The 12013-nt window shown below is 44.9% G+C and carries 11 protein-coding genes and 1 tRNA gene; 7 read left to right on the top strand and 5 right to left on the bottom strand.

The window, feature by feature from the left end:
- The first annotated feature begins 19 nt into the window (after positions 1-19).
- Positions 20-982 (top strand): D-2-hydroxyacid dehydrogenase, encoded by a 963-nt coding sequence (locus H6A12_RS03215; protein WP_204444688.1) that lies wholly within the window; start codon positions 20-22, stop codon positions 980-982.
- Between the two features lie 48 nt (positions 983-1030).
- Here the strand turns inward: H6A12_RS03215 and H6A12_RS03210 are convergent, their stop codons facing one another.
- Positions 1031-1489, bottom strand: a complete 459-nt coding sequence (locus tag H6A12_RS03210; RefSeq protein WP_204444686.1) for a GNAT family N-acetyltransferase — start codon at positions 1487-1489, stop codon at positions 1031-1033.
- Between the two features lie 16 nt (positions 1490-1505).
- Positions 1506-2870 (bottom strand): MATE family efflux transporter, encoded by a 1365-nt coding sequence (locus H6A12_RS03205; RefSeq protein WP_204444684.1) that lies wholly within the window; start codon positions 2868-2870, stop codon positions 1506-1508.
- A gap of 152 nt (positions 2871-3022) precedes the next feature.
- Here H6A12_RS03205 and H6A12_RS03200 point away from each other — a divergent pair.
- Positions 3023-3109: transfer RNA gene (locus tag H6A12_RS03200), tRNA-Leu, on the top strand.
- A gap of 134 nt (positions 3110-3243) precedes the next feature.
- Here H6A12_RS03200 and H6A12_RS03195 read toward each other — a convergent pair.
- The 3 genes from H6A12_RS03195 to H6A12_RS03185 are packed head-to-tail and all read right to left on the bottom strand — an operon-like array spanning position 3244 to position 5099.
- Positions 3244-3414 carry a hypothetical protein gene (locus H6A12_RS03195; protein ID WP_204444682.1) on the bottom strand — a complete coding sequence of 57 codons (171 nt, stop codon included), beginning with the start codon at positions 3412-3414 and terminating at the stop codon, positions 3244-3246.
- Positions 3415-3456: 42 nt separating this feature from the next.
- Positions 3457-4806 carry a relaxase/mobilization nuclease domain-containing protein gene (locus H6A12_RS03190; protein WP_204444680.1) on the bottom strand — a complete coding sequence of 450 codons (1350 nt, stop codon included), beginning with the start codon at positions 4804-4806 and terminating at the stop codon, positions 3457-3459.
- Entirely contained in the window at positions 4806-5099 is a 294-nt protein-coding gene (locus H6A12_RS03185) for a MobC family plasmid mobilization relaxosome protein (protein WP_204444677.1), read from the bottom strand. Before H6A12_RS03185 ends, H6A12_RS03190 begins: the two co-directional genes overlap by 1 nt.
- 597 nt (positions 5100-5696) lie before the next feature.
- On the opposite strand from H6A12_RS03185, the gene H6A12_RS03180 reads away from it, so the two are divergent.
- From H6A12_RS03180 to H6A12_RS03160, 5 genes are all read left to right on the top strand, one after another.
- The gene (locus H6A12_RS03180; RefSeq protein ID WP_204444675.1) at positions 5697-5882 is read left to right on the top strand and encodes a helix-turn-helix domain-containing protein; all 186 of its coding nucleotides are present in this window, start codon (positions 5697-5699) and stop codon (positions 5880-5882) included.
- A gap of 12 nt (positions 5883-5894) precedes the next feature.
- The gene (locus tag H6A12_RS03175) at positions 5895-8372 is read left to right on the top strand and encodes a UvrD-helicase domain-containing protein (protein ID WP_204444673.1); all 2478 of its coding nucleotides are present in this window, start codon (positions 5895-5897) and stop codon (positions 8370-8372) included.
- 15 nt (positions 8373-8387) lie between these two features.
- Entirely contained in the window at positions 8388-9869 is a 1482-nt protein-coding gene (locus H6A12_RS03170) for a recombinase family protein (RefSeq protein WP_204444672.1), read from the top strand.
- Positions 9870-10379: 510 nt separating this feature from the next.
- Positions 10380-11570 carry a threonine ammonia-lyase gene (ilvA, locus tag H6A12_RS03165; RefSeq protein ID WP_204444671.1) on the top strand — a complete coding sequence of 397 codons (1191 nt, stop codon included), beginning with the start codon at positions 10380-10382 and terminating at the stop codon, positions 11568-11570.
- Between the two features lie 23 nt (positions 11571-11593).
- Positions 11594-11977, top strand: a complete 384-nt coding sequence (locus tag H6A12_RS03160; protein WP_204444670.1) for a RidA family protein — start codon at positions 11594-11596, stop codon at positions 11975-11977.
- Positions 11978-12013: the final 36 nt, after the last annotated feature.

Genomic DNA, 12013 nt, shown 5'->3' with positions numbered 1-12013 from the left:
AAAAGGAGTGAACCATCTCATGAAACTGGTCGTTTTGGACAGCTATGCAGCCGTTTCCACCGACTTATCGCTTAGCAATTTTCACGCGCTGTGCGATGAAATGACCGTGTATGACCGCACCCCTGCCGACAAAATTGTTGAACGCATCGGCGATGCGGAAATGATTCTCATCAACAAAACCATCATCACCCGTGCAGTCATGGAATCGTGCCCGAATTTAAAATACATCGGTCTGTTTGCTACCGGATATAACGTCGTCGACATCGAATGCGCGAAAGAGCGCGGCATCGTCGTTTCAAACGCGCCCGCCTATTCGACAAACGGTGTTGCACAGCTGACATTTGCATTTTTGCTTCACTTTTTCTCGCTTGTGACAAAACACAACGATGAAGTGCACCATGGCGCATGGTGTGAAAGCGAAGATTTCTGCTTCTATGACCCGCGCATCCGCGAGCTTGCCGGCAAAACCATCGGTCTGATTGGATTCGGCAACATTGCAAAGAAAGTCGCACAGATCGCGCAGGCGTTTGACATGAACGTGCTCGTCTACTCCCGCACGGTATATCCGCAGTACGAGTCGGACACGCTTCACTTTGTTTCCCTCGACACACTGTTAAAAGAAAGCGATGTCATTTCCCTGCACTGCCCGCTCTTTAAAGAAACGACGCGGCTTATAAACAGCCAAACAATCGCCAAAATGAAAAAAGGCGCACTGCTGATTAACACGGCGCGCGGCGGCGCCATCGACGAACAGGCAGTTGCCGATGCATTAAACAGCGGTCATTTGGCAGGCGCAGGACTCGATGTTGCAACCGTCGAACCGATCAACGAGGATTCGCCGCTGCTGACTGCGAAAAACTGCGTAATTACACCGCACATTGCATGGGCATGCAAGGAATCCCGCGAACGCCTGATCGACATCGTCTACGAAAACACAGAAGCATTTATAAACGGCACACCGAAAAACAACGTTGCGGTTTGAATGAACAAAAGCACCAGCCAAATTGACTGGTGCTTTTTTATGTTCTCTTTATTCGTTCAGCGTCCGCCGCATTACATAGACCTCTACGGTATAGGCTTCGTTTCCGGGCATTTGTCCTGTTTCCTGTCCGGACACACGAAATCCGAGCCGTTCATAAAACGCGCGTGCCGGTTCATTTCCTTTGAGTACCTCCAAAACACAAATCTGCGGAAACACCGAAATCATGTGCCGCCACAGACTGCTGCCGACACCTTTTCGCATATGCTCCGGCGCGACATACAGCCATGCCAGTTCCTCTTCTGTACAGGCGGCAAAGCCCAGCACTTCGCCGTTTTCCTCCGCCACAAACAGTCCCGGATAGTCAAACAGCTGCTCGCGCGCGGCCGCAATGCAAAGCGGCAAAAACGCCTCGTGAAGTCCTGCATGAGAGAGTTCCATTTTCCGTGCGCTGTCGTGGATTCGCTCGATTGCCGGCCAATCAGCGCGCTGATATGTTCGAACGTTCATCAACATTCTCCTTTGTTTAAGCGATTATGTTTGTTTTTTGCTTCGGACAGATTTTTCCGATGCGCCAATAGTACGCAATCATCAAAAGGACTGCCGCGCCGATCCACGCGCCGACTTCCGCAAAATAAACACCGTATTTTCCGGCGACCGCACTGAGCAAAAGCACCATGCCGATTCGCATGAACAGCTCCATGATTCCTGACACCATCGGAATCAGCGTATCGCCCATGCCCTGCAGCGTTGTACGGTAGACGAACAGCGCATACAGCACAAACAGGCAAAGTCCCATAATCACCAGATACGGATATGCAGCATCGACCACCTGTGCCACGACCTCCGGTTCATCGGAGATAAAGAAGCGCACAATATAGCGTCCGAATGCAATGACTACCGCGGCAATGGAAAATGCAATGATAATCGAAATGAGGAGTGCCTTTTTGATTCCCTCACGGATACGGTCATATTTTTTCGCACCGAGGTTTTGTCCGGCAAACGTACCCATTGCCGCCGCAAACGACGAGCCCGCCTGCTCCATCAGGCCGCACAGCTTATGCGCCGCTGTCACGCCTGCAACAAAGATGTATCCGAATCCGTTTACAATATACTGCACAACGAGTCCGCCGCCGCAGATGACGGCGTTCTGGAGTGTTACCGGCAGTCCTAAACGCAAAAGCTCCTTGCAGACGGCACCGTCAAACCGCCAGTCCTCTTTTTGAAACCGCAGAATCGGAATGCGCACAACGGAAAACAGGCAGAACACACACGAACAGCACTGCGCCATCACCGTTGCAATCGCTGCACCCGCAATTCCCCAGCCGAATCCCATGACAAACAGCACGTCCAAGCCGATATTGATGATCGACGCGATAACCATGGCAATCAGCGGCGTTTTGCTGTCGCCGAGCGCGCGCAGAATTGCTGCGAGCAGGTTATACGTCATGATGATCGGGATGCCCATGTAAATGATGCTGATATAAAGATGCGCGCCGTCGATGGTCTGTGCAGGTGTATTGAGAAATTCAAGAAGCGGCCGCGCAATCAGCAATGCTGTCACTGTAAATACCACGATGGTTACAGCTGAGAGCAGCATCGACATTGTGACCGATTTGCGCAGTCCCTCATAGTCCTCCGCGCCGAATCGCTGGGAAATGAGAATCGCAAATCCCTGTGTCAGACCGATGACCATGCCGAGCACCAGCCAGTCAAGCCATCCTGCCGCACCCACCGAAGCGAGCGCTTCCACGCCGACGCCGCGTCCGACGACGATCGTATCCACCATGCTGTAAAGCTGCTGAAACAAGTTGCCGAGCAGCATCGGCAGCGCAAATCCAACAAGCAGACGCGCAGGCTTGCCTGTTGTCATGTCTGTAATTTTTGCCATAAATATCCCCTTTTTCTGATATATCTTTATATAAACAAACAATATCATATCAAACAAACAGCGTCAACCATCTTTTTCGAAGAAAAAACAGAATTTTTTTAAAAAAACACTTGCAAAGTGATTTTTCGTGTGATATAATACCATTCGTACTCGCGGATATGGCGGAATCGGCAGACGCGCTAGATTCAGGTTCTAGTCGGGGCAACTCGGTGGAGGTTCAAGTCCTCTTATCCGCACCAAACAGTATAAATCCGAACCTTCTCATAGTTGGAGATGGGTTCGGATTTATCTTTTCTATTGAATATCCAAACTTTAACAGCAAGAAATAAGCCACAGGGGCAGAGAACTTTTACTCCCTGCCCTTGCATGCGTTTTAAGCCGTTTTATCGGCTTGTGGTGGTGCTTTCTGTTCTTTCTCCGACTCGTATTCTTCAAGGTATTTCTTGCCCTCATCGGTGGCAAAGAACTCTTGAATGTCGGGTAAGAAACATTTTACTATTGCTTCTAATTCATAATCCGGAATATCCCATTTGCCTCTTTTCATAAGGCATCACGGAACTTATGGGATTATAACGATCATTCCTCCTTACATTTTCATTTGCATACCGCCATCGTCGTGGCTGTCTTGTGTATGCTTTTTCTTCTGCCCGCGTTTGCGTTCACGGACATATTTCGGATTGTGCTTATCATTATCATTGCCTCCGATCATCGCAAGATCAGCTGCAAGATACAGGCTATTAACGGCAATATCGATCCAATCGCCGCCCATTTCAGCCTGAATCTCCAGGGTGTCAAGTCCCGTGCTTTCAGCTCGTCCTTCATATTCTTCAGTTCGGTATGCATCATTTCCCTCAATCGGTCGGTCAGATTCGATGATTGTACCTCTACTGAATATCGTATCGAGTTCATTCCCTCGGATACAATTCTCCGAGCCTGAAACAGGTTGTCCTCGACCGTCTTGGTCATTATATTCTTCAAGCCTTCCTGCGTCGGTAGCTTGGATATCAAATCCGTGTTCTGCACAATGGCGTTCCCAGTCTGTGAGATATGCTCCGCCAATAGATTGTATTGCTCGGGCTTGAGCATCAGGTAGATTGGCTGTATCGGTTCGGTCAAAGTTCCTACCGTCTGATCGGTTATCGTTTGTATTTGGTTGATTTGTTTTAACTGCTCCATATTCATAAGCAAATAATTCCTCCATATTGGTTTTCAAATATTTATCATCAAGTAATCGGTTGTCCCGAAAACGCTGACCGTCCGGTGTGGTGTAGGTGATATACTTGTAATGGTCTATCCAATTAACACCGTATCCGAGTTTTTGCATCTGCTCGATAAACTGATTTTTGTTACGGCTCTTGGCTACCGCATAGTCTATAGCATTTGTCAGCCTCAGCTTTTTACTGTTGCCGCGTAATGCGGCACGGTACTCCCGCTGATTTAAAGACCGCTGTTTAGGCTTTTGATACGGTTTCAGTATCTCTAACCCAAACTGCTGACAGATTTCATCAGACTGGTGCCGAAGTTCTTCCAACCCTTTTTCATTTATTTGGATTTTTAAGCCTGTTTCACAGTTTACCGAGTTGACAACGAAATGATTGTGCCAGTGGTCGCGGTCAATGTGCGTTGCCACAAGAACTTCGAATCCGTCAAAGGCTTTCGCCATCTCCAAGCCGATTTGGTGTATCTGCTCAGGCGTCGCACCGCAGTCCGGCTTGAAGGACTGCACATACTGCTTGAAGAATACACCGTTTGCCTTACCGTACTGATGCTTGGTAGCCATAAATTCTTCAAATGCTGATTCGGGAACACAGTTCTGACCGCTGACAAGCTTGATGCCGCCTAACACGGTTTTCTTATCCTGCATCACATAATCAAGCACCCGCTTCATAGCCGTGGCAGTTTGTGTTTTCTCGGGAATTGCCGTAAAGGTAGCCATCAGCCACACCTCCCGACTATCTCGTTAAGTGTAGTCAGAACCTCGGTATATTGCTCTTTCAGCTCTCGTAGATCGGGACAGACAATTTTGCCCATATTGCAGAGGGTTGTGAGCTGATTGATATTTCGACCGATGGCTTTCTGCTCTTTCAGCACATTTTCCAGACCGTTAATAACGGTGACGGGTTTGTTCATTGCCGCTGCCGTTACAAACTCGGTGAAGTTCATATTTGCTTTTTCAGCTTTTCTTTTGATTGCCGCGTAATCGCTCTCACGAAAACGCATGGCAATCATTTTTGTTTTGTTGTCGGTTTTAGTGTTGTCCTCTCTTTCTGCGGACGGCTATTGCCGCTGACAACTCGCACCAGCGGTATTCATCCGCTGTATTTTATTCCCCACTATCGTTCTCTTTGGGGTTCGGGGTTCGCCCCGACAAACTGTTTGTATTGCGGCGGCCGTAAGGCCGACGTATATACAAACAATATGCTTGCCTATCCCAAGGGGATAGAAATCTTTTGTGACATCCATATTTATCGTCAGCTCCTTTCAATTGATATGTAAAAATCCCTGCGTGAAAACTGTATGGATATACCTTGACAGTTCCCGTGCAGGGATTGCATTTTTCATTATGCTTATGTCAAGGAACATACCGGCAGAGAATAAAATAAGTCCTATGCTGTCAAGCCGCTCACTTTTGACTATGTTCCGCAATAAGACTTATATATGTTTTATTCTGTTGGAATGCTATTGTACCGGAGAACAATTGTTTTGTCAAGGCCTTCGCAAGACACAAAAAATGTGCCAAACGGAATCGTACGATATCGTGCAATAACTTTACAAATCAGATGATTTATGGTATACTATAAAAAATATAACTTCGAGGTGCTTGTTATGGCTGAAATAGGAGATCGCTATTATTCTATGCCGGAGATTATGAAATATCTCGGCATCAGCAGAGATACCGCATTGCGCTGGATTGCGACAAAAGAAATGCCAGCGCACAAGGTCGGCAAGAAGTGGAAATTTAAGGTTTCCGAAATTGACGAATGGGTAAATAGTGGTAAGGCTGAAGAATAAGGAGTTGATATTATGGGTTTTATTCAAACAATAATTGATAAGCACAAAGAAAAAGTAAAGCTCCGAAACGATATATGCGATAATCTAATCATGAAAATTGATACAGCCTTACAAGAAATAAATATATTATTTTTGGATTCTTATTCTTTTGTTGAGCCAAGCGAAGAAATTGAATGGAACAATCGCAATGTTTCTCTAATTGCAGATGTGAGTATAACAAACATTCAAAAATTGAAAAAAGCAATACACTATAAAAGTCTATTGGAGAAACAAGCGGAACTATATCACAGTGCGAACTCGCTTAAACAACAAATAAGCGTTCACAATGATAGAGTTGCTGATGCAAAAATACAAAATGCATATGCATTGATTGGAAATGTCGAGGGACGAAAATTAGACAAACAACAAATGACTTGTATTGTCAAAGATGCTCACAACCATCTTGTAATTGCTGGGGCGGGAACGGGCAAAACAACTACTGTGGTTGGTAAAATTAAATTTCTGTTAAAATCGGGGAGATATAAACCGGAAGATATTTTGGTATTGTCTTTTACAAATGCTTCTGCAAGTGAGATGAGCCAACGAATCAACCAAGAAACCGGTTGCAACATAGATGCATCTACATTTCACAAACTTGGGTTGAATATTATTACTAAGGTAAATGGTATCGTCCCTAAAATAACGCAATTAAATCTACGCACGTTTGTTAAAGAACAGTTGTTGCTGAATATGCAATCAGATGCATATTTAAATTTATTGAGTTCGTATTTATTGTATAATCGTGTTGTTTCTAAATCCGAGTTTGAGTTCAAAACGCAAGCGGAATACGAAGAATATTTGCGATTGAATCCGCCAACAACAATAAGCAATGAAACCGTAAAAAGTTATGGCGAAATGGATGTAGCAAACTTTTTAACACAAAACGGAATACAATACATCTATGAACATCCTTATAAAGTCGATACACGCACAAGCGAATATGGGCAATATAATCCGGACTTTTATTTACCTGAATATGATATTTATATTGAATATTTTGGTATAAATAAGAACGGCGAAGTCCCTTCCTATTTTAAAGGTGCTAATGGAATGACAGCTACCCAAACATATCAAGCATCTATGAAATGGAAACGAGAAACCCATAGTGCTAATAACACTATTTTAATTGAGTGTTATGCTTATGAAAAATTCGATGGTGTTTTGCTTGATAATTTAAAGGAAAAACTTGTCGCAAAAGGTGTAAAACTAACTCCCAAAACCACAAAAGAGTTATGGGAACAAGTATCGGTTGACAGTGATTCTATTCTCGATGGTGTTATAGAGTTGTTTGAAACCGTTATCAATCTTATAAAAAGCAATGGATACACTATCGCTACTATGCGGCAATTAAACATTGGGAATAGCAATGCTCAAAATAATAATACAGTTCTGTCACTTCTTGAACCTATATTTAATGCATATTGTGACTATTTGAGTGAACATAAAGAAATTGACTTTAATGATATGATCAATATGGCAACACAGTATGTGGAGCAAGGAAAATATATCAGTCCTTACAAATATGTTATTGTTGATGAGTATCAAGATATTTCCAAAGCTCGTTTCTCGTTGCTAAACAGCATGAGAAAATCCAAAGATTATGATCTGTTTTGTGTGGGCGATGATTGGCAAAGTATTTATCGTTTTGCAGGTAGTGACATCGGATATATTTTGAACTTTGAGCAATATTGGGGTTCTACTGAAATCAGTAAAATAGAAACCACTTATCGTTTTACTCAAAAACTCATAGAAATTAGTGGCAATTTCATAATGCAAAATCCCGTTCAAATCAAAAAATCTATAAAAGGAAAAAATGACACTGTTGGATTTGCTTTAGGTGAAATCAGCGGATACACTGATAAATTCTCGATTGAGTTTATGGCTAAAAAACTTGAAGATTTGCCAAGGGATAGTAGTGTGTTCTTCATCGGAAGATACTCGTTTGATGCAAAATTGTTGAGTGATAGCGGATTATTTGAATGTCAGTACAACAATGTTAGTGGATTTATGGAAGTAAAATATCGCAAGCGAATCGATTTAAAAATGAGTTTTATTACTGCACACAAGTCCAAAGGATTACAGGCAGATTATGTTTTCATCATTAATAACAAAAAGTCAAGAATGGGTTTTCCTAGTAAAATACAGGATGCAGCAATCCTAAATCTATTGCTTGATAATTGTGATCAATACCCCTACGCAGAGGAGCGCCGCCTCTTCTATGTTGCATTGACAAGAGCGAAGAAAAAAGCATTTCTTGTTACTGTCAGCAATCAAGAATCTGAATTTGCTATGGAACTCAAAGAACGCTACGGCGAGGAACTCAAACGAGAACAATGGGAATGTCCGTTATGTGGCGGAAAATTATTAAAAAAGTCGGGACCGTATGGGGAGTTTTTCGGATGCTCAAATTATAGGAGTTCCGGTTGCACTTATAAAAGAAAAATTAAGTAAAGAAGGTGATTGCGAATGACAGGTGTAATCTATGCACGATATTCAAGTGATAATCAGCGCGAGGAGTCTATTGAAGGTCAGTTGCGCGAGTGCAAAGCTTTTGCCGAAAAGAACGGTATTCAAATCGTTGGCACATACATTGACCGTGCACTATCTGCGAAAACGGATAACCGTCCCGACTTTCAGCGAATGATTAAGGACAGCGGCAACGGTTTGTTTGATACTGTCCTCGTATGGAAACTTGACCGTTTTGCTCGTAATCGTTATGACTCGGCACACTATAAAACCACACTTCGTAAAAATGGTGTTAAGGTTATATCTGCAACTGAAATTATTTCCGATACTGCCGAGGGCGTTTTGCTTGAGTCCTTGCTTGAAGGTATGGCTGAATATTATTCTGCCGACCTTGCGGAAAAGGTTATTCGCGGTCTAACTGAAAATGCACTGAAATGCAAATATAACGGTGGTACGCTTCCTATCGGCTATACTGTTGATTCTGAGCAGTTCTTCCAAGTTGATCCGCTTACCGCCCCTGCTGTATTGCAAGCCTTTAAGTCTTATGCAGAAGGCGCAAGTATGCAGGAAGTTACCGACCAATTAAATATAAAAGGTATTCGCACTAAGCGTGGCGGTAAAATCAGCATAAACAGCGTTACCCGTATGCTGCACAACCGCAAATATATCGGTGAATACAAATACCGTGATATTGTTCAGCAAGGTGGCATCCCTGCTATCGTTCCGCAAGATTTGTTTGACCGAGTTCAAGAGCGTATGGCAGCTAATAAAAAAGCTCCGGCGAAACATAAAGCCGAAGACGAATATCTGCTTACCACTAAACTGTTCTGCGGTAAATGTCAGTGCCTTATGGTTGGCGAAAGCGGTACAAGCCATATGAAGAAAAAGGTTCACCGCTATTATAAATGCGTGAGCGTTAAAAACCATAAAGGATGCGACAAGAAAACCGTCAGAAAAGAATGGATTGAAGATGCAACTATCGCATTTATCCGCAAAATAGTGTTTGATGATGACTTGGTAGCAATGCTCTGTGAAACGGCTACTAAGGTACAAAACCAAGCAAACACCACCTTGCCGTTACTGAAAAAGCAATACGGAGATACACTTAAAAGCATAGATAATCTGCTTAATGCCATTCAGCAAGGTATTCTGACTCCATCTACAAAACAGCGTATGGAAGACTTAGAGCAACAGAAAACGGAACTGTCTATCCAAATTATAAAAGAGGAAATGACAAAGCCGACAATATCTGCGGAAGATGTTGAAGCCTATTTCAACCGACTCCGTAAACTTAATTTTAAAAGGCACGATCACCGCCGCCGTTTAATTGATACCTTTATAAACAAAATTATTCTTTGGGATGACGGACGAATTTATTTCGGCTGTAATTATAAAGACTGTTCAAGAGAAATGACATTTGCCGAGCTTGAAGAAGCAGGCATTTTAGGTTCGGATATCAGAGCACTCGGTGCACCAGCGTGACGCTGGACCCAATTCGTTTTGGGTTCAGCGTTATTTTTTGTTTTATTGCCCGACAATTCGTTTGGCATCTTGTTTGGTCCGCACCAACCCTACGGTTTAAAGCCGTATGGTTTTTTATTTTTCAAAAAAGTGATTGACTTTTATTTTTTAACATGATAAAATAATCATCAATTTCATACAAAACAAAAGCTGTGATGAAGACGGTCGTGGCAGAAACATTTTCAGAGAGCCGGTGGATGGTGCAAACCGGTATTGTTCTTCCTTTTGTGACCCATCGCTTCTGAGCTGGTGACCTGAACAATCAAAACGATTCAGTAGGGAATCCCGTGGATGCTGCGTCAATGCATAGAGGTTTTCTGACCTCGAAGAGGTGGCGGATCGTTTGAATCCGCAATTTGAGTGGTACCGCGAGTGCAACAAGAGAGCTGCACCCGTCTCAAAGCAAACAAACTGCTTTGAGGCGGGTGTTTTTTGTTTTTCGCCCGCGTAAAAGCGAAAGGTGGAAGTGATATGTTAACGTTAGACAAAGTGTTCAACGCACAATCCGTACTCAAAAAAATCATCCGTGAAACGCCGCTTGTCCGCGCATACGGCATTGCGCCCGACTGTGAACTATATTTAAAGCCGGAAAATTTGCAGATTACCGGCTCGTTTAAAGTCCGCGGCTCGGCATATAAAATCGCGATGCTCTCCGACGAGGAAAAGCAAAAAGGTGTTATCGCCTGCTCCGCTGGAAACCACGCACAGGGCGTTGCACTTGCCGCTACAAAAAACGGCATCTCCTCGCTCATCTGCCTGCCGGACACGGCGCCGATCTCGAAGGTGGAGGCCACCAAAGGCTTCGGCGCACAGGTTTGCCTGGTACCCGGGTGCTACGACGACGCATACGAAAAGGCGCTTTCGCTCAAAGAGCAGGAGGGTTACACATTCGTACATCCGTTTGACGATGAAAACGTCATCGCCGGTCAGGGCACGATTGCGCTCGAAATTTTAAACGATCTTGACAACATCGACGCGATCGTTGTACCGGTGGGCGGCGGCGGACTCATTTCCGGCATCGCCTATACAGCAAAACAGATTCGGCCGTCCGTCAAAATCTACGGCGTACAGGTGGCGGGTGCTGCCAGCATGTATAACTCTGTTAAGCACAGCCAGATCGAATGCCTCGACAGTGTGCACACCATCGCAGACGGCATTGCCGTGAAACAGCCGGGCGAAAACACATTCCGGTATGTAAACGACTATGTGGACGACATCGCACTCGTCACCGACGACGAAGTGTCCTCTGCAATTCTTGCACTGATCGAAAAGCAGAAAATGATCGCGGAAGGCGCAGGCGCTGCTGCTGTTGCCGCTGTGATGTTCGACAAGTTTGCGCTCAAAGGCAAGCGTGTGGTGAGCATCGTTTCCGGCGGAAACATCGATGTGACAAGCCTGTCCCGCGTCATCGAACGCGGCCTGTTCCAGTCGGGACGCTCCTCGAGCCTGCTGATTGAACTGCTCGACAAGCCCGGCCAGTTAAAAGACATCTCGCGCATCATCGCAGACTGCGGCGCAAACGTCACCGGCGTGCACTACGAAAAGGGCAACACCGAAAGCGTCAACGGCTGTTTTTTACGCATCGAAATGGAAACAAGAGATTACGCACACGTCCATCTGATTATGGAGTCGCTCCGCGCAGAAGGATTTAAAATCGTATAGCAACCAAAGAAAGGAACCGTACTATGAGAACCATTATTCATACCGAACATGCACCAGAAGCCATCGGCCCGTATGCACAGGCAGTCACTGCCGGAAATCTCGTATTTACCTCGGGACAAATCGCACTCGACCCGCAGACAGGTACAATCTGCGGCGATACCATCGAAGAACAGACCCACCGTGTCTGCCAAAACCTGCGCGAAGTGCTTGCTGCCGCAAACAGCAGTCTGTCCGACGCAGTCAAAACCGTCTGCTATTTAAGCGATATGGAGAACTTTGCCGCATTCAACGCAGTCTATGCGCAGTATTTCACGACCACACCGGCGCGCTCCTGCGTACAGGCTGCACGGCTTCCAAAAGACGTACTCGTCGAAATCGACGTGGTTGCACTCACCAAAAACGCATAAGCCTGCGGCAGACCTGCCGCCTGATTTTTAAAACGG

Source organism: Merdimmobilis hominis, from assembly GCF_016901855.1.
Taxonomy (GTDB): domain Bacteria; phylum Bacillota; class Clostridia; order Oscillospirales; family Ruminococcaceae; genus Paludihabitans.
This window is presented reverse-complemented; position numbering and strand designations above follow the sequence as displayed.

What these genes read in the sequence shown, in the direction of transcription:
- H6A12_RS03215 (WP_204444688.1), top strand. Translation starts at nt 20, where the DNA reads ATGAAACTGGTCGTTTTGGACAGCTATGCAGCCGTTTCCACCGACTTA.
- H6A12_RS03210 (WP_204444686.1), bottom strand. Translation starts at nt 1,489, where the DNA reads ATGAACGTTCGAACATATCAGCGCGCTGATTGGCCGGCAATCGAGCGA.
- H6A12_RS03205 (WP_204444684.1), bottom strand. Translation starts at nt 2,870, where the DNA reads ATGGCAAAAATTACAGACATGACAACAGGCAAGCCTGCGCGTCTGCTT.
- H6A12_RS03195 (WP_204444682.1), bottom strand. Translation starts at nt 3,414, where the DNA reads ATGAAAAGAGGCAAATGGGATATTCCGGATTATGAATTAGAAGCAATA.
- H6A12_RS03190 (WP_204444680.1), bottom strand. Translation starts at nt 4,806, where the DNA reads ATGGCTACCTTTACGGCAATTCCCGAGAAAACACAAACTGCCACGGCT.
- H6A12_RS03185 (WP_204444677.1), bottom strand. Translation starts at nt 5,099, where the DNA reads ATGATTGCCATGCGTTTTCGTGAGAGCGATTACGCGGCAATCAAAAGA.
- H6A12_RS03180 (WP_204444675.1), top strand. Translation starts at nt 5,697, where the DNA reads ATGGCTGAAATAGGAGATCGCTATTATTCTATGCCGGAGATTATGAAA.
- H6A12_RS03175 (WP_204444673.1), top strand. Translation starts at nt 5,895, where the DNA reads ATGGGTTTTATTCAAACAATAATTGATAAGCACAAAGAAAAAGTAAAG.
- H6A12_RS03170 (WP_204444672.1), top strand. Translation starts at nt 8,388, where the DNA reads ATGACAGGTGTAATCTATGCACGATATTCAAGTGATAATCAGCGCGAG.
- ilvA (WP_204444671.1), top strand. Translation starts at nt 10,380, where the DNA reads ATGTTAACGTTAGACAAAGTGTTCAACGCACAATCCGTACTCAAAAAA.
- H6A12_RS03160 (WP_204444670.1), top strand. Translation starts at nt 11,594, where the DNA reads ATGAGAACCATTATTCATACCGAACATGCACCAGAAGCCATCGGCCCG.